Origin of the sequence: Kitasatospora sp. NPDC001261, from assembly GCF_042896795.1 — a bacterium.
GTDB lineage: Bacteria > Actinomycetota > Actinomycetes > Streptomycetales > Streptomycetaceae > Kitasatospora.
In genome coordinates, this window is sequence record NZ_JBIAXP010000006.1 from 79,072 (window position 1) to 96,858 (window position 17,787).

The 17,787-nt window shown below is 67.5% G+C and carries 29 protein-coding genes; all 29 read right to left on the reverse strand.

Going from position 1 to position 17,787, the window contains the following annotated elements:
* Positions 1–125: 125 nt before the first annotated feature.
* Positions 126–1,784 (reverse strand): ABC-F family ATP-binding cassette domain-containing protein, encoded by a 1,659-nt coding sequence (locus ACFY4B_RS09895; RefSeq protein WP_387967114.1) that lies wholly within the window; start codon positions 1,782–1,784, stop codon positions 126–128.
* Positions 1,785–1,825: 41 nt separating this feature from the next.
* A complete protein-coding gene (gene truA, locus ACFY4B_RS09900; protein WP_074003957.1) occupies positions 1,826–2,737 on the reverse strand; it encodes a tRNA pseudouridine(38-40) synthase TruA in 912 nt (303 codons plus the stop codon).
* 89 nt (positions 2,738–2,826) lie between these two features.
* Positions 2,827–3,300: a 50S ribosomal protein L17 gene (gene rplQ / locus ACFY4B_RS09905; protein ID WP_049649050.1), complete on the reverse strand. Its 474-nt coding sequence runs from the start codon at positions 3,298–3,300 to the stop codon at positions 2,827–2,829.
* 126 nt (positions 3,301–3,426) lie between these two features.
* Positions 3,427–4,449, reverse strand: a complete 1,023-nt coding sequence (locus ACFY4B_RS09910; RefSeq protein ID WP_049649049.1) for a DNA-directed RNA polymerase subunit alpha — start codon at positions 4,447–4,449, stop codon at positions 3,427–3,429.
* 143 nt (positions 4,450–4,592) lie between these two features.
* On the reverse strand, positions 4,593–5,000 hold the full coding sequence (rpsK, locus tag ACFY4B_RS09915) for a 30S ribosomal protein S11 (RefSeq protein WP_030232513.1): 408 nt from the start codon (positions 4,998–5,000) through the stop codon (positions 4,593–4,595).
* A 72-nt stretch (positions 5,001–5,072) separates the two neighbouring features.
* Entirely contained in the window at positions 5,073–5,453 is a 381-nt protein-coding gene (gene rpsM / locus ACFY4B_RS09920) for a 30S ribosomal protein S13 (protein ID WP_049649048.1), read from the reverse strand.
* Between the two features lie 177 nt (positions 5,454–5,630).
* On the reverse strand, positions 5,631–5,744 hold the full coding sequence (gene rpmJ, locus ACFY4B_RS09925) for a 50S ribosomal protein L36 (protein ID WP_003956441.1): 114 nt from the start codon (positions 5,742–5,744) through the stop codon (positions 5,631–5,633).
* Positions 5,745–5,777: 33 nt separating this feature from the next.
* A complete protein-coding gene (gene infA, locus ACFY4B_RS09930; protein WP_003956442.1) occupies positions 5,778–5,999 on the reverse strand; it encodes a translation initiation factor IF-1 in 222 nt (73 codons plus the stop codon).
* Positions 6,000–6,193: 194 nt separating this feature from the next.
* Positions 6,194–6,619, reverse strand: coding sequence for a large conductance mechanosensitive channel protein MscL (gene mscL / locus ACFY4B_RS09935; protein ID WP_049649047.1), 426 nt, complete (start codon positions 6,617–6,619; stop codon positions 6,194–6,196).
* Positions 6,620–6,760: 141 nt separating this feature from the next.
* A complete protein-coding gene (gene map, locus ACFY4B_RS09940; RefSeq protein ID WP_049649046.1) occupies positions 6,761–7,600 on the reverse strand; it encodes a type I methionyl aminopeptidase in 840 nt (279 codons plus the stop codon).
* A 117-nt stretch (positions 7,601–7,717) separates the two neighbouring features.
* Positions 7,718–8,371: an adenylate kinase gene (locus tag ACFY4B_RS09945; RefSeq protein ID WP_049649045.1), complete on the reverse strand. Its 654-nt coding sequence runs from the start codon at positions 8,369–8,371 to the stop codon at positions 7,718–7,720.
* Positions 8,371–9,681, reverse strand: coding sequence for a preprotein translocase subunit SecY (secY, locus tag ACFY4B_RS09950; protein WP_030055837.1), 1,311 nt, complete (start codon positions 9,679–9,681; stop codon positions 8,371–8,373). The genes ACFY4B_RS09945 and secY overlap by 1 nt, the downstream gene beginning before the upstream one ends.
* A gap of 309 nt (positions 9,682–9,990) precedes the next feature.
* A complete protein-coding gene (rplO, locus tag ACFY4B_RS09955) occupies positions 9,991–10,443 on the reverse strand; it encodes a 50S ribosomal protein L15 (protein ID WP_030280790.1) in 453 nt (150 codons plus the stop codon).
* Between the two features lie 2 nt (positions 10,444–10,445).
* Complete coding sequence (rpmD, locus tag ACFY4B_RS09960; protein ID WP_049649044.1) at positions 10,446–10,628, reverse strand: 50S ribosomal protein L30; 183 nt, start codon at positions 10,626–10,628, stop codon at positions 10,446–10,448.
* Positions 10,628–11,251, reverse strand: a complete 624-nt coding sequence (rpsE, locus tag ACFY4B_RS09965; RefSeq protein ID WP_030055834.1) for a 30S ribosomal protein S5 — start codon at positions 11,249–11,251, stop codon at positions 10,628–10,630. Before rpsE ends, rpmD begins: the two co-directional genes overlap by 1 nt.
* Before the next feature lie 48 nt (positions 11,252–11,299).
* Positions 11,300–11,683: a 50S ribosomal protein L18 gene (gene rplR / locus ACFY4B_RS09970; RefSeq protein WP_030280785.1), complete on the reverse strand. Its 384-nt coding sequence runs from the start codon at positions 11,681–11,683 to the stop codon at positions 11,300–11,302.
* A 3-nt stretch (positions 11,684–11,686) separates the two neighbouring features.
* Positions 11,687–12,226, reverse strand: a complete 540-nt coding sequence (gene rplF, locus ACFY4B_RS09975; RefSeq protein ID WP_049649043.1) for a 50S ribosomal protein L6 — start codon at positions 12,224–12,226, stop codon at positions 11,687–11,689.
* 22 nt (positions 12,227–12,248) lie between these two features.
* Positions 12,249–12,656, reverse strand: a complete 408-nt coding sequence (rpsH, locus tag ACFY4B_RS09980) for a 30S ribosomal protein S8 (RefSeq protein ID WP_030055831.1) — start codon at positions 12,654–12,656, stop codon at positions 12,249–12,251.
* Between the two features lie 283 nt (positions 12,657–12,939).
* Entirely contained in the window at positions 12,940–13,125 is a 186-nt protein-coding gene (locus ACFY4B_RS09985) for a type Z 30S ribosomal protein S14 (RefSeq protein WP_030055830.1), read from the reverse strand.
* A gap of 3 nt (positions 13,126–13,128) precedes the next feature.
* On the reverse strand, positions 13,129–13,698 hold the full coding sequence (gene rplE, locus ACFY4B_RS09990) for a 50S ribosomal protein L5 (protein WP_030393302.1): 570 nt from the start codon (positions 13,696–13,698) through the stop codon (positions 13,129–13,131).
* Positions 13,698–14,009, reverse strand: a complete 312-nt coding sequence (gene rplX, locus ACFY4B_RS09995) for a 50S ribosomal protein L24 (RefSeq protein WP_030055828.1) — start codon at positions 14,007–14,009, stop codon at positions 13,698–13,700. The genes rplE and rplX overlap by 1 nt, the downstream gene beginning before the upstream one ends.
* A gap of 15 nt (positions 14,010–14,024) precedes the next feature.
* Positions 14,025–14,396, reverse strand: a complete 372-nt coding sequence (rplN, locus tag ACFY4B_RS10000) for a 50S ribosomal protein L14 (RefSeq protein WP_030393301.1) — start codon at positions 14,394–14,396, stop codon at positions 14,025–14,027.
* Positions 14,397–14,498: 102 nt separating this feature from the next.
* Positions 14,499–14,771: a 30S ribosomal protein S17 gene (gene rpsQ / locus ACFY4B_RS10005; protein ID WP_030055826.1), complete on the reverse strand. Its 273-nt coding sequence runs from the start codon at positions 14,769–14,771 to the stop codon at positions 14,499–14,501.
* On the reverse strand, positions 14,771–14,995 hold the full coding sequence (rpmC, locus tag ACFY4B_RS10010) for a 50S ribosomal protein L29 (RefSeq protein ID WP_049649042.1): 225 nt from the start codon (positions 14,993–14,995) through the stop codon (positions 14,771–14,773). The genes rpsQ and rpmC overlap by 1 nt, the downstream gene beginning before the upstream one ends.
* The gene (gene rplP / locus ACFY4B_RS10015; RefSeq protein WP_030055824.1) at positions 14,995–15,414 is read right to left on the reverse strand and encodes a 50S ribosomal protein L16; all 420 of its coding nucleotides are present in this window, start codon (positions 15,412–15,414) and stop codon (positions 14,995–14,997) included. Before rplP ends, rpmC begins: the two co-directional genes overlap by 1 nt.
* A gap of 5 nt (positions 15,415–15,419) precedes the next feature.
* Positions 15,420–16,244 (reverse strand): 30S ribosomal protein S3, encoded by an 825-nt coding sequence (gene rpsC, locus ACFY4B_RS10020; RefSeq protein ID WP_049649041.1) that lies wholly within the window; start codon positions 16,242–16,244, stop codon positions 15,420–15,422.
* Positions 16,244–16,591, reverse strand: coding sequence for a 50S ribosomal protein L22 (rplV, locus tag ACFY4B_RS10025; RefSeq protein ID WP_030055822.1), 348 nt, complete (start codon positions 16,589–16,591; stop codon positions 16,244–16,246). Before rplV ends, rpsC begins: the two co-directional genes overlap by 1 nt.
* Positions 16,592–16,648: 57 nt before the next feature.
* Positions 16,649–16,930, reverse strand: a complete 282-nt coding sequence (gene rpsS, locus ACFY4B_RS10030; protein ID WP_030055821.1) for a 30S ribosomal protein S19 — start codon at positions 16,928–16,930, stop codon at positions 16,649–16,651.
* An 11-nt stretch (positions 16,931–16,941) separates the two neighbouring features.
* Entirely contained in the window at positions 16,942–17,778 is an 837-nt protein-coding gene (rplB, locus tag ACFY4B_RS10035) for a 50S ribosomal protein L2 (protein WP_030393297.1), read from the reverse strand.
* Positions 17,779–17,787: the final 9 nt, after the last annotated feature.

The window sequence follows — 17,787 nt, forward strand, 5'->3', positions numbered from 1 at the left end:
CGGCGTACCGACCTCTCACGTGAGATAGAGCGAGCCAATACGCACATCAAGCGTCCAGGTTACCGGCCGGATCCGAAGGGGTCAAAAATGGGTCGGCTCCTTCCGGCCGGAGGCCCGGCCGTCACTCAGCGTTCGCGCTCCACGCGGGTCACGTCCCAGACCGGTTCCGGCGACTCGAACACCCGGCCGTCCGCGCCGAACACCAGGAAACGGTCGAAGGTCTTGGCGAACCAGCGGTCGTGGGTGACGCACAGCACGGTGCCGTCGAAGGCCTCCAGGCCGGCCTGCAGCGCCTCGGCGCTCTCCAGGTCCAGGTTGTCGGTCGGCTCGTCCAGCAACAGGGCCGTGACACCGGAGAGTTCGAGCTTGAGGATCATCAGCCGGGCCTGCTGCCCGCCGGACAGCGACTCGAACTTCTGCTCCTCCTGGCGGTCCAGCTCGTACCGGCGCAGCGCCCCCATCGCGGCGCCGCGGCTGAGCGCGTGCTCCTCCTCGACGATCGACCGCACGGTGCGGCCGAACAGCTCCGGGTGGGCGTGGGTCTGCCGGAAGTGGCCGGGCACGACCCGGGCGCCGAGCTTCCAGGCGCCGGCGTGCTCGACGGTCTCGTCCCCCGCGAGCAGCCGCAGCAGGTGCGACTTGCCGGCGCCGTTGGCGCCCAGCACCGCGACCCGCTCGCCGTAGAAGACCTCCAGGTCGAAGGGCCGCATCAGGCCGGTGAGCTCCAGCTGCTCCAGGGTGAAGGAGCGCACACCGGTGCGCCCGCCCTTGAGCCGCATGGTGATGCTCTGCTCGCGCGGGGGCTCCTCCGGCCGCCCGGCCTCCTCGAACTTCTTCAGCCGGGTCTGGGCGGCGGCGTAGCGGGTGGCCAGGGCGTGGCTGACGGCGGCGGCCTGGCGCAGGGTGACGACCAGCTTCTTGAGCTTGGCGTGCTCCTCGTCCCAGCGCCGGCCGAGCTCCTCGAACCGCGCGAAGCGGTCCTTGCGGGCCTCGTGGAAGGAGTCGAAACCGCCGCCGTGCACCCAGACGCTGCTGCCCGCCGCGCCGGACTCCACGGAGATGATCTTGTCGGCGGTCTTGGAGAGCAGCTCGCGGTCGTGCGAGATGAACAGGACGGTCTTCGAGGTGGCCTTGAGGGCCTCCTCCAGCCAGCGCTTCGCCGGGACGTCCAGGTAGTTGTCGGGCTCGTCGAGCAGCAGCACCTCTTCGGGGCCGCGCAGCAGCGCCTCCAGCACCAGCCGCTTCTGCTCGCCGCCGGAGAGGGTGTTCAGGCCGCGCCACTGGGCCTTGTCGAAGGACACCCCGAGGGCCGCCATGGTGCAGACGTCCCAGTCGGTCTCGTAGTCGTAGCCGCCGACGTCGGCCCAGTCGGAGAGCGCCTGGGCGTAGGCCATCTGCGTCTTCTCGTCGTCCTGGGCGATCATCGCCAGCTCGGCGGCGTCCACCGCGCGGGCGGCCTTGGCGATCCGCTCGGGGGCGACGGAGACCAGCAGGTCGCGCACCGAGGCGTCGGCCGGCAGCGCGCCCGGGGTGGACTGCTGGTCCTCGCGGCCGGTGGTGCCGACGAACTGGCGCATCACGCCGAGCCCGCCGCTGATCGTCACCGTGCCGCCGTGCGGCTGGATGTCCCCCGCGATCATCCGGAGCAGGGTGGTCTTGCCGGCGCCGTTGGCACCGACCAGGGCGACCGCGGCGCCCTCTCCGACCCGGAAGGACGCGTCGTCGAACAACACGCGCCCGTCCGGCAGGTAGTACTCCAGGTGCGAAATCTCGACGTGTCCCATGGGAACGATTCTCCCAAGCGGACGCGCCGGGCCAAAACGGATTAACCGATGGCCGGCTGACCGGGCAGGGTCCGCATCCGCCGGGCCGCCCGGTTGCGCTCGGCCAGCTGGTCGTCCGGCGGGTAGCCGACCTCCTCCAGCGTGAGCCCGTACGGCCGGATCACGTTGACGGCGGAGTTGCGCACCCCGCCGGCCAGCACCTCGCCGGGGAACTCCACCGGCCGGTGCCCGTCGCCGACCAGCAGCATCGCACCGACCAGCGCCCGGACCATGTTGTGGCAGAAGGCGTCGGCCCGCACGGTGGCGACCGCGAGCGAGCCCTCCTGGGCGGCGTACGGGTCCACCGGGACGCGGTCCCAGTGCAGCTCCAGCAGGGTGCGGATGGTGGTGGCGCCCTCGCGCTTCTTGCAGTACGCGGCGAAGTCGTGCTCGCCGAGCAGCAGCTTCGCGGCGGCGTTCATCTTCTCCACGTCCAGCGGCCGGTCGTGCCAGAGCACGTGGCCGCGCAGCAGCGGGTCCACCCCGCCGGGGTGGTCGGAGACCCGGTACGCGTACCGGCGCCAGACGGCCGAGAAGCGGGCGTCGAACCCGGCCGGCGCCTCGCCGACCCGGTAGATCCGGACGTCCCCGGGCAGCCGGCCGGCCAGCCGGCGCAGCAGCTTCTCCCGGTGCTCCGCCCACAGCTCGGCCGGCAGGTCGACGTGGGCGACCTGGCCGCGGGCGTGCACTCCGGCGTCGGTGCGGCCGGCCACGGTCAGCGGGAACAGCTCCGGGCTGCGGGTGACGACCTGCAGCGCGCTCTCGATCTCCTCCTGGACCGTCCGGCGGCCGCCCTTCTGGCGGGCCCAGCCGGAGAACTCGGCACCCTGGTAGGCGAGGTCGAGCCGAACCCGGACGTACCCGTCGGCCGGGCCGTCCTTCACCGGCGGCTGCTCGACGCACTCGTTGACCACTGCTTCTCTTCTCCCGGGACCTCGAAGAACAAGGAACGGGCCCGCTCCCCCATCACTGGGGAAGCGGGCCCGCAACACACCTAGAGGTGTCAGGCCTGCTCGGCCTCGGCGGCGTCGGCCTTGGTCTCCTCGACCTTGGCGTCGGCCTCCTTGACGGCACGCTTGGTGGCGGCCTCGGCCTCGCCGACGGCGGTCTGCGCGACGGTCAGCGCCTCGACCAGCTCGATCACGGCCATCGGGGCGTTGTCGCCACGACGGGGACCGATCTTGGTGATACGGGTGTAACCACCCGGGCGGTTCTCGTAGCGCGGCGCGATCTCGGTGAAGAGGGTGTGCAGCACCGACACGTCGGTGATGGTCTTGCGCACCAGGCGACGGTTGTGGATGTCGCCCTTCTTCGCCTTGGTGATCAGCTTCTCCGCCAGCGGGCGCATCCGACGGGCCTTGGCCTCGGTCGTGGTGATGCGGCCGTACTGGAACAGCTCCCGGCACAGACCGGCGAGCAGCAGCGGCTCGTGGTGCGGGCCGCCGCCGAGGCGGGCACCCTTGGTGGGACGCGGCATGGATTACTCCTTGGATCTCCGACTACGGCCGTATCAGGTACCGCAGCGGGCGTACGGGCACTGTTGCCCGTACGACTTTCACGACGACGGGGGCGGTTCGTGGAACCGCCCCCGCGGCCAATTCTCTCAGTACTGCTCGGTCTCGGCGAAGTGCGAGTCGTCGAGGTCGTCGGCGCCGAAGGCGTCGGCGGCAGCGGTCGGGTCGAACCCGGGCGGGCTGTCCTTGAGGGCCAGGCCCATGCCGGCCAGCTTCGCCTTGACCTCGTCGATCGACTTCGCACCAAAGTTGCGGATGTCGAGCAGGTCGGCCTCGGAGCGGGCGACGAGCTCACCCACGGTGTGGATGCCCTCGCGCTTGAGGCAGTTGTAGGAGCGGACCGTGAGCTCCAGCTCCTCGATCGGCAGCGCCAGGTCGGCGGCCAGGGCGGCGTCCGTCGGGGACGGGCCCATGTCGATGCCCTCGGCGTCGATGTTCAGCTCGCGGGCGAGGCCGAACAGCTCCACCAGGGTCTTGCCGGCCGAGGCCATGGCGTCGCGCGGACGCATGGCGGGCTTGGTCTCGACGTCGACGATCAGCTTGTCGAAGTCGGTCCGCTGCTCGACACGGGTGGCCTCGACCTTGTAGGTGACCTTCAGCACGGGGCTGTAGATCGAGTCGACCGGGATGCGGCCGATCTCCTGGCCGGAGGCCTTGTTCTGGACGGCGGAGACGTAGCCGCGACCGCGCTCGACGGTCAGCTCCATCTCCAGCTTGCCCTTGCCGTTCAGCGTGGCGAGGACCAGCTCCGGGTTGTGCACCTCGACACCCGCCGGCGGGGCGATGTCGGCGGCGGTGACGACACCCGGGCCCTGCTTGCGCAGGTACATCACGACCGGCTCGTCGTGCTCCGAGGAGACGACCAGCTGCTTGATGTTGAGGATGAGGTCGGTCACGTCCTCCTTGACGCCCGGCACGGTGGTGAACTCGTGCAGGACGCCGTCGATGCGGATGCTGGTGACAGCGGCACCCGGGATCGACGACAGGAGCGTGCGGCGCAGGGAGTTGCCGAGGGTGTAGCCGAAGCCCGGCTCCAGCGGCTCGATCACGAACCGCGAGCGGAACTCGTCGACGACCTCTTCGGTCAGCGAGGGGCGCTGAGCGATAAGCATGGGGGGAATCCTCCAGTTGTCTTCGGCACCCACTATTTGATGCCGACAGGACCAAGCGTACGGGCTCCCGTAGGCAGCGACCAATCACTGCGTGGGAGCCCGTACGAGGTTAAAACATCACCCGTGTGCCCGAAGGCGCTGCGTCAGACGCGGCGGCGCTTCGGCGGACGGCAGCCGTTGTGCGGGGTGGGGGTGACGTCCTGGATCGAGCCGACCTCCAGGCCGGTGGCCTGGAGCGAACGGATCGCGGTCTCGCGGCCGGAGCCCGGACCCTTCACGAAGACGTCGACCTTGCGCATGCCGTGCTCCTGCGCGCGACGGGCAGCGGCCTCGGCGGCCATCTGCGCGGCGAACGGGGTCGACTTGCGCGAGCCCTTGAAGCCGACGTGACCGGCGGAGGCCCAGGAGATCACGTTGCCCGCGGGGTCGGTGATCGAAACGATGGTGTTGTTGAACGTGCTCTTGATGTGCGCGTGGCCGTGAGCGACGTTCTTCTTTTCCTTGCGGCGGATCTTCTTCGCGCCGGCAGCCTGACGACCCTTGGGGGGCATAAGTCTGTTCTCCTACTGAGGTGGTCGGTCCGCTGACCCGCGGGCCGGAGGGATGTCCGGTTACGGGACGGACTACTTCTTGCCCGGCTTCTTCTTACCGGCGATCGCGCGACGCGGGCCCTTGCGGGTACGCGCGTTGGTGTGGGTGCGCTGGCCGCGGACCGGCAGGCCGCGGCGGTGACGCAGACCCTCGTAGCAGCCGATCTCGACCTTGCGGCGGATGTCGGCGGCCACCTCACGGCGGAGGTCACCCTCGACCGTGTAGTTGGCGTCGATGTACTGGCCCAGCTTGACGAGGTCGTCCTCGGAGATGTCGCGAACGCGGACATCCGGGTTGACACCGGTCTCGGCCAGGGTCTGCTGGGCGCGGGTACGGCCGATGCCGTACACGTACGTAAGGGCGATCTCGATCCGCTTCTCACGGGGGAGATCAACGCCGGCGAGGCGTGCCATTCAAGGCTCCTGTGGTTCTTCAGAGGTCTTGCGTGCTACCTACTCCGACACCTCACGGTGAGGGAGCCCCGGCCTCTGACCGGGGGTGGCAGTCCGTCCGGGGAACGGACGGATCGGGTAGCCCGCTTATGACGTTTTCGCGTCGCGCGAAGTACTACGAGAAATGCTGAAGAGTGATCAGCCCTGGCGCTGCTTGTGGCGCAGGTTGTCGCAGATCACCATGACCCGGCCGTGGCGGCGGATCACCTTGCACTTGTCGCAGATCTTCTTGACGCTCGGCTTGACCTTCATGTTTCAGGTTCTCCGGGTCTAGATCTGACGTTCTTACTTGTAGCGGTAGACGATCCGCCCGCGCGTGAGGTCGTAGGGGCTGAGCTCCACGACGACCCGGTCGTCCGGCAGGATGCGGATGTAGTGCATGCGCATCTTGCCACTGATGTGCGCGAGGACCTTGTGACCGTTCTGCAGCTCGACCTTGAACATCGCGTTCGGCAGAGACTCGATCACGGTGCCCTCGATCTCAATGGCGCCTTGCTTCTTAGCCATGAACTGCGAGATCCACCTTCCGGGACCGGCTACCGTATGCGGAACGCTCGTGCGAACCTGGGTTCACCCCTTCCCCGGGGGGAAGAGGGCGCGCTGAAGCACGCTACGAGTGAGCCGACGGTCCATCCTACGCCAGCGCGTCCGGTGCACCAAAACGGGGGTCCCGGAAAGCGGTCGCCGTCACATCTGCTACGTCAGGCCTTGCTGAGGACCGTCAGCGGCTCGACGTGGGCGGTGCAGGCCGAGCAGCGGCGGGCGGCCTCGGGGATGTCGGTCAGGCACTCGGGGCACGGGCGCTTCGGCGTCTTCGGCTTCTTCGGCATGTAGCGCGCGGTCGCCTTGGTGATCGGCAGCACCACGCAGAAGTACAGCACCGCGGCGGTCATGAAGAACGCGATCAGCACGTTGAGGAACTGCCCGTACGGGAAGGTCACCCCCGCGATGTGCGCCTTGTACGAGCTGAAGTCGCCGGCGGCGCCGACCACCACACCCACCAGCGGGGTGAGGAAGGCGGACACGAAGCCGGTCACCACCGCGGTGAACGCGGCACCGATGACCACACCGACCGCCATGTCGACGACGTTGCCGCGCATCATGAAGTCGCGGAATCCCTTGAGCACGTGCTCTCTCCTGCATCGCTCGTAACCGGACCGGCCGGAGCCGACCACTGCCAGCGCATAAAAATAGGACAAAAGCCCTGGAGGTCCAAACCTCCAGGGCCCTGATCCCTTGTCAGCAGCGGCAGTTGAGCACCGTCAGGACTACGCGAGGGGGTCCGGAGCTGCGGTGATGCCCAGCTTGGCCAGCTCCGCCCTGCCGCCGTCGAAGGCGGTCAGCACCAGCGGGCCCTGCTCGGTGACGGCCACCGAGTGCTCCCAGTGCGAGGCCCAGGTGCCGTCGTTGGTGACGACCGTCCAGTCGTCCTCCAGCACGGTGGTGTGCGGGGTGCCGAGCGAGACCATCGGCTCGATCGCCAGCACGGTGCCGGGGACGAGCTTCGGGCCCTTGCCGCGGCCGCGCTCGACGTAGTTCAGCACGTGCGGCTCCATGTGCATCGCGGTGCCGATGCCGTGGCCGCCGTAGCCCTCGGTGATGCCCCACTTGCCCTTCGGCGGGAGCGGCTGGCGGCGGATGAAGCCCTCGATCGCCTTGGAGACGTCCACCAGGCGGTTGTTCTTCTTCATCTGGGCGATGCCGGCCCACATCGAGCCCTCGGTCACCCGGCTCAGCATCTCGACCTCCGGGCGGACCTCGCCGACCGCCACGGTGATGGCCGAGTCGCCGTGCCAGCCGTCCAGGATGGCGCCGCAGTCGATCGAGATGATGTCGCCCTCCTGGAGGGCCCGGTCGCCGGGGATGCCGTGCACGACCTCGTTGTTCACCGAGGCGCAGATCACGCCCGGGAACCAGAGCCCGCCGTGGTTGGCCCGGAAGTTCGAGGTGGCGCCGTGGTCGGTGATGACCTTGTCCGCGACGTCGTTGAGCTCCTGGGTGGTCACCCCGGGGGCGACCGCCTCGCGGCAGGCCTTCAGGGCCTCGGCGACGACCAGCCCGGCCGCTCGCATCTTCGCGATCTGCTCGGGGGTCTTGATCTCCACCATCTGGTCACGCCTTCCAAGTCCGGATTACCACTGCTACCACCGTACGACGCCGAAACGGCCGGGCCACCCGCGTGGGGCGGGCGACCCGGCCGTACCGTCGTACGTTCGCCGAGAGACTCAGCTGTCCTGCTTCAGCGCCTCGATCGAGCGGGCGGTGACCTCGTCCACCTTGCCGAGGGCCGAGATGGTCGCCACCAGGCCCTGCTGGACGTAGTAGTCGATGATCGGCTCGGTCTCCGTGTGGTAGACCTCCAGGCGCGTGCGCACCTTGTCCTCGGTGTCGTCCGAGCGCTGGTACAGCTCGCCGCCGCACTCGTCGCAGACGCCGTCGACCTTCGGCGGGTTGTAGTCCACGTGGAAGACGTGGCCACCGTCGTTGCGGCACAGGCGGCGGCCGGCGATCCGGCGGACGACCTCGTCCTCGGGGACCTCCAGGTCCAGCACGCCGTCCAGCTTGATGCCCTGCTCGGCGAGGAACTCGTCCAGCGCCTTGGCCTGCCCCAGGTTGCGGGGGAAGCCGTCGAGCAGGAAGCCGTTGACGGCGTCCGCCTGGAGCATGCGGTCCTTGGCCATCCCGATGGTGACCTCGTCCGGCACCAGGCGCCCCGCGTCCATGTAGGACTTGGCCTCGAGGCCCAGCGGGGTGCCCTGGCTGATGTTCGCACGGAACAGGTCGCCGGTGGAGATGTGGGGGATGGACAGGGTCTTGGCGAGCAGGTGCGCCTGAGTACCCTTCCCGGCCCCGGGAGGACCAACGAGGACGATACGCATCAGCGGAGGAACCCTTCGTAATTGCGCTGCTGGAGCTGGCTCTCGATCTGCTTCACAGTTTCGAGTCCGACGCCGACGACGATGAGCACGCTGGTGCCGCCGAACGGGAAGTTGGTCTGCTGTCCGAAGGCGACCAGGGCGATCATCGGGATCAACGCGATCAGGCCCAGGTAGAGCGAACCCGGCCACGTGATTCGGGTCAGCACGTAGTTCAGGTACTCGGCCGTCGGTCGGCCGGCCCGGATGCCCGGGATGAACCCACCATACTTCTTCATGTTGTCGGCAACTTCTTCGGGGTTGAAGGAGATGGCGACGTAGAAGAAGGCGAAGAAGACGATCAGCAGGAAGTACGTGGCCATGTAGATCGGGTGGTCACCCTTGACGAAGTTCGTCCGGATCCACGTGGCCCAGCCGGCCTGGCTGTTGGTCAGCTGGACCACCAGGGCGGGGATGTACAGCAGCGACGAGGCGAAGATGACCGGGATGACACCGGCCTGGTTCACCTTGAGCGGGATGTAGGTCGAGGTCCCGCCGAACGCGCGGCGGCCGATCATCCGCTTCGCGTACTGGACCGGGATCCGGCGCTGGGCCTGCTCGACGAAGATGACCAGCATCACGACGATGACGCCGACCGCGACCACGGAGAGGAACTCGACCCAGCCGCCGCCGATGGTGCCGGAGGTCTTGATCGCCCACATCGAGGACGGGAACTGCGCCGCGATCGAGGTGAAGATCAGCAGCGACATGCCGTTGCCGATGCCGCGGTCGGTGATCAGCTCACCGAGCCACATGATGACCGTGGTGCCGGCCGTCATCGTGAGCACCATGACGGCGATCCGGAACACGCTGGTGTCCGGGACGATCTGGTTGGCCAGCGGGCAGCCGGAGAACAGCGCGCCGCTGGAGGCCGTCGCCACGATGCCGGTGCCCTGGAGCACGGCGAGCGCGATGGTCAGGTAACGGGTGTACTGGGTGATCTTGGCCTGGCCGGCCTGGCCCTCCTTCTTCAGCATCTCCAGTCGCGGGATCACGACGGTGAGGAGCTGGAGGATGATGCTCGCAGTGATGTACGGCATGATGCCGAGGGCGAAGATCGTCAATTGGAGGAGCGCGCCGCCGCTGAACAGGTTGACGAGCCCGAAGAGACCGCTGTTCTTGGTCTCCTTCACGCACTCGTTCACGGCCGTGAAGCTCACGCCCGGCATCGGAATGTGCGAGCCCAGGCGGAACAGCACCATGATGCCCAGCGTGAACAGCAGCTTCTTGCGCAGGTCGGGCGTCTGGAACGCCCGCGCGAACGCACTGAGCACGGTGCCTCCTGCGCCTCCCGCGCGTCGTCGGCGGGAGGGTCGGTCCTGAATGGGGAGTTTGCGGTTCGGGCCCCCGTACAGACGGCACAGGCGAGCCTACGCGCAGCCTACAAGGGAACTCCACGGACTCTAACAGTGCGCAGCCACTCGGAAGAAGCGCGTACCGCCCCTCCCCCACTCACGGGGTACGGGATGCCCGGGTTTGCCACACAAAAGAACGAGCGCCTTCCGGCCCGATGTCCCCGGGAACGGCACGAGCCCCGCACCTCCCGGAGGAGGTGCGGGGCTCGAAGGCGGATCTCAGCGGGCTCAGACGAGCTCGGTGACCGTACCGCCGGCGGCCTTGATCTTCTCGGCGGCGGAGCCGGAGACGGCGTCGACCGTCACCTGCAGCGCAACCGAGACCTCGCCGGTGCCGAGCACCTTGACGAGGGAGTTCTTGCGAACCGCGCCCTTGGCGACCAGGTCCTCGACAGTGACCTCGCCACCCTGCGGGTAGAGCTCGGCCAGCTTGTCGAGGTTGACAACCTGGAACGTGATCTTGAACGGGTTCTTGAAGCCCTTCAGCTTCGGCAGGCGCATGTGGAGCGGCATCTGGCCACCCTCGAAGCGCTGCGGAACCTGGTAGCGGGCCTTCGTGCCCTTGGTACCACGACCGGCAGTCTTACCCTTGGAGCCCTCACCACGACCCACGCGGATCTTGTCGGTCTTGGCACCCGGGGCGGGACGCAGGTTGTGGATCTTGATCGGGTTGTCGCCCATGATCAGTCCACCTCCTCAACCGTCACCAGGTGACGGACCGTGTGGGCCATCCCGCGGATCTCGGGACGGTCCTCCTTCACCACGACGTCGTGCATGCGCTTGAGACCAAGCGTACGCAGGGTGTCACGGTGGTTCTGCTTGCTGCCGATGTACGACTTGGTCTGCGTGATCTTCAGGCGAGCCATCAGGCGCTCACCCCAGCAGCACGCGCCCGCAGCAGAGCGGCGGGGGCCACGTCCTCCAGCGGCAGGCCACGACGGGCGGCGATCTCCTCGGGGCGCACGAGGCCCTTCAGAGCAGCCACGGTGGCGTGCACGATGTTGATCGCGTTGTCCGAGCCGAGCGACTTCGACAGGATGTCGTGAATGCCGGCGCACTCCAGGACGGCGCGCACCGGACCACCGGCGATAACACCGGTACCGGGGGCGGCGGGCTTCAGGAGCACGACGCCGGCGGCCTTCTCACCCTGGATCGGGTGCGGGATGGTGCCCTGGATACGGGGGACCTTGAAGAAGTTCTTCTTGGCCTCCTCAACACCCTTGGCGATGGCGGCCGGAACCTCCTTCGCCTTCCCGTAACCGACACCCACGGTGCCGTCACCGTCGCCCACCACGACCAGCGCGGTGAAGCTGAAACGACGACCACCCTTGACAACCTTGGCGACACGGTTGATCGCGACAACGCGCTCGACGTAAGCGGTCTTCTCGACGGCGGGGGCGTTGCCCCGGTCGTCACGCTTACGGTCGCGCCGCTCGCCACCGCCGGTGCCGCCGCCGGCGCCGCTACCGCGGCGCTGGGGTCCAGCCATTGGAATTACCTCTCTCGATTACGTCCGTCGACTGAGCCGACGAGCGGCTTAGAAGTCGAGCCCGGCCTCACGAGCCGCGTCCGCCAGGGCGGCGATGCGGCCGGCGTACCGGTTGCCCGCGCGGTCGAAGACGACCGACTCGATGCCGGCGGCCTTGGCGCGCTCGGCGACCAGGCTCCCGACCTTCTTGGCCAGCTCGGTCTTGTCGCCCTCGGCGCCCTTGATGGACACGTCGAGGGTGGACGCCGACGCCAGGGTGTGACCCTTGGCGTCGTCGATGACCTGGGCGACCATGTGACGGTTCGAACGCGTCACGACGAGGCGCGGACGCACCTCGGTGCCGACGACGCGCTTGCGAACGCGGATCGCGCGGCGCTTGCGAGCGGCGCTCTTGTAGGCGTTGCCCTTGCCGATCTTGACAGAGACACTCATCGCTTACTTACCACTCTTTCCGACCTTGCGGCGGATGACCTCGCCCGCGTACTTGACACCCTTGGCCTTGTACGGGTCCGGCTTGCGCAGCTTGCGGATCTTCGCGGCGACCTCGCCGACCTTCTGCTTGTCGATGCCGTCCACGTGGAACTTGGTGGCCGACTCGACGACGAAGGAGATGCCCTCGGGGGCCTCGACGAGGATCGGGTGGCTGTAGCCCAGCTGGAACTCCATGTTGGAGCCCTTCGCCAGAACTCGGTAGCCGACACCGCTGATCTCCAGCGACTTGCGGTAGCCCGCGGTCACGCCGGTGATCATGTTCGCCACCAGCGTGCGGGAAAGGCCGTGCAGGGCCTTCGACAGACGCTCGTCGTTGGGGCGGGTGACGAGCAGCGTGCCGTCCTCGCCCTTACCGATCTCGATCGGCGCGGCGACAACGTGGGTGAGGGTGCCCTTCGGGCCCTTCACCGAGACCGCCTGGCCATCGATGGTGACGTCCACGCCAGCGGGGACCTGGATGGGCAGCCGTCCAATGCGCGACATTGCTGTACCTCCGTTTCCCGAATTACCAGACGTAGGCGAGAACTTCTCCGCCTACGCCCTTCTTGGCGGCCTGCTTGTCGGTGAGGAGACCCGAAGACGTGGAGATGATCGCCACGCCCAGGCCGCCGAGCACCTTCGGCAGGTTGGTGGACTTTGCGTAAACGCGCAGACCCGGCTTGCTGATGCGCTTGATGCCGGCGATGGAGCGCTCACGGTTGGGGCCGAACTTGAGCTCGATGGTCAGCTTCTTGCCGACCTCGCCCTCGACGGGCTCCTCAACCTTGTAGGAGGAGATGTACCCCTCCTGCTGCAGGATCTCGGCGACGTGCGCCTTGATCTTGCTGGCCGGCATCGCCACGGAGTCGTGGTACGCCGAGTTCGCGTTACGCAGACGCGTGAGCATGTCTGCGATGGGGTCGGTCATGGTCATGATGGCCTCAGGCCTCTCTCGCCGCGGTTTCTCCGCGCCAGGTCCCCCTGCCGCACTCTTCCGAGTTCGTCAGGGGCACAAGCGCAGGGGACCTGCGACGTCGTAAGACTGGGTGCGAGCCCTCCAGAAGGGCCACGGGCGTCCATGGGGAAGCCGTGGCAGGGGGCCCGACCCCACTACCTTACGGGAATCCGTACGGTAGGCCCAAAACGGGCCGGTGTGGGATCGGGCACCTCTGCTTCGCTGTGTGCCTAAAGTGCCTGGTCCCTCTGTTGGGAGAGGACTACCAGGAGCTCTTGGTCACGCCCGGCAGCTCGCCGCGGTGCGCCATCTCACGAAGGCAGACACGGCACAGGCCGAACTTGCGGTACACCGAGTGCGGACGGCCGCAGCGCTGGCACCGGGTGTAGGCCCGGACGCCGAACTTCGGCTTGCGCTCGGACTTCGCGATGAGGGACTTCTTCGCCATGTGTTACGCCTCCTTGAACGGGAAGCCCAGAGCGCGCAGGAGCGCCCGGCCCTCGTCGTCGGTCTGGGCGGTGGTCACGACGGTGATGTCCATACCGCGCTGACGGTCGACCTTGTCCTGGTCGATCTCGTGGAACATGACCTGCTCGGTCAGACCGAAGGTGTAGTTGCCACGGCCGTCGAACTGCTTCGGGGAGAGGCCACGGAAGTCACGGATACGCGGCAGGGCCAGCGACACCAGACGGTCCAGGAACTCCCACATGCGGTCACCACGGAGGGTGACGTGGGTGCCGATCGGCTGGCCCTCGCGCAGCTTGAACTGCGCGATGGACTTGCGAGCCTTGGTCACGGCCGGCTTCTGACCGGTGATCGCGGTCAGGTCGCGGATCGCGCCCTCGATCAGCTTGCTGTCACGGGCGGCCTCGCCGACACCCATGTTGACGACGACCTTGACCAGGCCGGGCGTCAGCATGACGTTCTCGTACGAGAACTGCTCCTGCAGCTGACCCTTGATCTCGGAGTTGTAACGCTCCTTGAGACGGGGGGTCACCTTCTCAACAGTCGTCTCAGACATCAGATGTCCTCACCGGTTCGCTTGGCAACGCGGATCTTGTTGCCCTCGTCATCGAAGCGGTAGCCAACGCGGGTGACGACCTTCTTGCCGTCCTTCTCCACGACCAGCTGGACGTTGGAGACGTGCACCGGCGCCTCGACGGTGACGATGCCACCCTGAGTGCCCGGGCCCGGCTTGGTGTGCTTCTTGACCCGGTTCACACCCTCGACCAGGACCTTGTTCTCGGCGGGCATGGCCTGGATGACCTTGCCCTGCTTGCCGCGGTCCTTGCCGGTGATGACCTGAACCAGGTCACCCTTCTTGATCTTCATGCTGTTCGCCATGAGTTAGAGCACCTCCGGCGCAAGCGAGATGATCTTCATGAACTTCTTGTCACGCAGCTCGCGGCCCACCGGGCCGAAGATGCGGGTACCACGGGGGTCACCATCGGTGTTCTTCAGAACGACCGCGGCGTTCTCGTCGAAGCGGATGTACGAGCCATCCGGACGACGGCGCGACTTCACGGTACGGACGACGACGCACTTGACGACGTCACCCTTCTTCACCGAACCGCCGGGGATCGCGTCCTTGACGGTCGCGACGATGACGTCCCCGATACCGGCGTAGCGGCGACCGGAACCACCGAGAACGCGGATGCAAAGGATTTCCTTCGCGCCCGTGTTGTCGGCGACACGCAGTCGCGACTCCTGCTGGATCACAGCTTTCTCCTGATCGTCAACGAGAGCTGACGGGCCGGCCGCTGCTCACACCAGCGCCCGCGAGGGACCTGGTGCACATACGGCCGTACCGCATCAACTTCGTTACTTGGCCTTCTCGAGGATCTCGACGACGCGCCAGCGCTTCGTCGCGGACAGCGGGCGGGTCTCCGCGAGGAGGACCCGGTCGCCGATGCCGCAGGCGTTCGCCTCGTCGTGCGCCTTCAGCTTGTTCGTACGGCGGATGACCTTGCCGTACAGAGCGTGCTTGACGCGGTCCTCGACGGCGACGACGACGGTCTTGTCCATCTTGTCGCTGACGACGAGACCCTCACGGGTCTTGCGGAAACCGCGCGTCTCGTTGGTGTTCTCAGTCATCAGGCGCTCTCCACCGTCTCGATGCCCAGCTCGCGCTCGCGCATCAGGGTGTAGATCCGCGCGATGTCCTTACGGACGAGCTTGAGCCGTCCGTGGTTGTCGAGCTGCCCGGTCGCCGCCTGGAAGCGGAGGTTGAACAGCTCCTCCTTGGCCTCACGGAGCTTGGCAACGAGACCCTCGTTGTCCAGCTCGCGGAGGTCAGCAGCCTTGGTGCCGGCCGACATCAGCTCTCACCTGCCTCGCGCCGGATGATCCGGCACTTCATCGGGAGCTTGTGAGCTGCGCGGGTCAGCGCCTCACGAGCCACCTTCTCGTTGGGGTACGACAGCTCGAACATGACCCGACCCGGGTGCACGTTCGCGATCCACCACTCGGGCGAACCCTTACCGGAACCCATGCGGGTCTCGGCCGGCTTCTTGGTGAGCGGACGGTCCGGGTAGATGTTGATCCAGACCTTGCCGCCACGCTTGATGTGACGGGTGACGGCGATACGAGCGGACTCGATCTGCCGGTTCGTCACGTAGGCCGGGGTGACGGCCTGGATGCCGTACTCGCCGAAGGCGAGCTCGGTGCCACCCTTGGCAGCGCCACGACGCTTCGGGTGGTGCTGCTTGCGGTGCTTGACCCGACGGGGGATCAGCATGGGAGTCAGGCCTCCGTTCCGGTGTTCTCGGCAGCCGGCGCCTCAGCGGCCGGGGCCGCGGGGGCCTCGGCAGCGGCGGGACGACGGCCACGGCCACCGCGCTCGCCACCACGGCGGTCGCCACCGCGGGCGGGACGACCACCCTCGGGACGGGCCGGGCGGTTGCCCGAGCGGGCAGCGGCGTTCTCAGCGCGGACCTCGGCGATGTTCTTGACGTCGCCCTTGTAGATCCAGACCTTCACGCCGATGCGGCCGAAGGTGGTCTTGGCCTCGAAGAAGCCGTAGTCGACGTTCGCACGCAGGGTGTGCAGCGGCACACGACCCTCGCGGTAGAACTCCGACCGGCTCATCTCGGCGCCGCCGAGACGACCGGAGCACTGGACCTTGATGCCCTTGGCGCCGGACTTCATGGTGCCCTGCATCGACTTGCGCATGGCACGGCGGAAGGAGACGCGGGAGGACAGCTGCTCCGCGACGCCCTGAGCCACGAGCTGGGCGTCCAGCTCGGGGTTCTTGACCTCGAGGATGTTCAGCTGGACCTGCTTGCCGGTCAGCTTCTCGAGGTCGCCGCGGATGCGGTCGGCCTCGGTGCCACGGCGACCGATGACGATGCCGGGGCGGGCGGTGTGGATGTCGACGCGGACGCGGTCGCGGGTGCGCTCGATCTCAACCTTCGAGATGCCGGCGCGCTCCATGCCCTTCGTCATCATGCGACGAATGGCAACGTCTTCCTTGACGTAGTCCTTGTACAGCTTGTCGGCGTACCAGCGGGACTTGAAGTCCGTGCTGATGCCGAGGCGGAACCCGTGCGGGTTAACCTTCTGGCCCATTACCGGGTCCCTTCCTTGCTGCTGACGACCACGGTGATGTGGCTGGTCCGCTTGCGGATCCGGTAGGCGCGGCCCTGGGCACGCGGGCGGAACCGCTTCAGGGTCGGACCCTCGTCAACGTACGCCTCGCTGATGACGAGGTCGTCCACGTTGGAGTGGTTGTAGTTGTGCGCGGCGTTGGCAATGGCGCTGTCGAGCACCTTGCCGACCGGCACGGTGGCGGCCTGCGGAGCGAAACGCAGGACGGCCTGGGCCTCCGTGGCCGGCAGGCCACGGATGAGGTCCACCACGCGGCGGGCCTTCATGGGCGTGACGCGGATGTACCGCGCCTGGGCCCTGGCTTCCATGGTTGTCCCCTTAATGGAGTAAGTCATTGAGTCGTTCTGGCGGTGAAGCTCAGGCGACTAGCGACGCTTCGACTTGCGGTCGTCCTTGACGTGGCCGCGGAAGGTGCGGGTCGGAGCGAACTCGCCCAGCTTGTGGCCGACCATCGACTCGGTGACGAACACCGGGACGTGCTTGCGACCATCGTGAACCGCGATCGTGTGGCCGAGCATGGCCGGGAAGATCACGGAGCGGCGGGACCAGGTCTTGATGACGTTCTGGGTACCCGCCTCGTTCTGCGCGTCCACCTTCTTGAGAAGGTGGCCGTCGATGAAGGGGCCCTTCTTGAGACTGCGCGGCATCTGACCTGCTCCTAGCGCTTCTTGTTGGTCTTGCGGCGGCGCACGATGAGAGCGTCCGACGCCTTCTTCGGGCGACGGGTACGACCCTCCTTCTGGCCCCACGGCGAGACCGGGTGGCGACCACCAGAGGTCTTACCCTCACCACCACCGTGCGGGTGGTCGATCGGGTTCATGGCGACACCACGCACGGTCGGGCGAACGCCCTTCCAGCGCATGCGGCCGGCCTTGCCCCAGTTGATGTTCGACTGCTCGGCGTTGCCGACCTCGCCGACGGTGGCGCGGCAGCGCGCGTCGACCAGGCGGATCTCGCCGGAGGGCATGCGCAGGTGCGCCATCTTGCCCTCACGCGCCAGCAGCTGGATGCCGGAGCCGGCCGAGCGGGCCAGCTTGGCACCGCCGCCGGGACGCAGCTCCACCGCGTGGATGGTGGTACCGACCGGGATGTTGCGCAGCGGCAGGTTGTTGCCCGGCTTGATGTCGGCGCCAGCGCCGTTCTCGATCCGGTCGCCCTGCGTGATGCCGCGCGGCGCGATGATGTAGCGCTTCTCGCCGTCCGCGTAGTGCAGCAGCGCGATGCGCGCGGTGCGGTTCGGGTCGTACTCGATGTGCGCGACCTTCGCCGGCACGCCGTCCTTGTCGTGACGACGGAAGTCGATCACGCGGTAGGCGCGCTTGTGACCGCCACCCTGGTGGCGAACGGTGATCCGACCGGCGTTGTTACGGCCGCCCTTGCTGTGCAGGGGGCGAACCAGCGACTTCTCCGGGGTGGACCGCGTGATCTCTACGAAGTCGGCCACGCTGGAGCCACGACGGCCCGGCGTAGTCGGCTTGTACTTGCGGATGCCCATTTGGCTCTC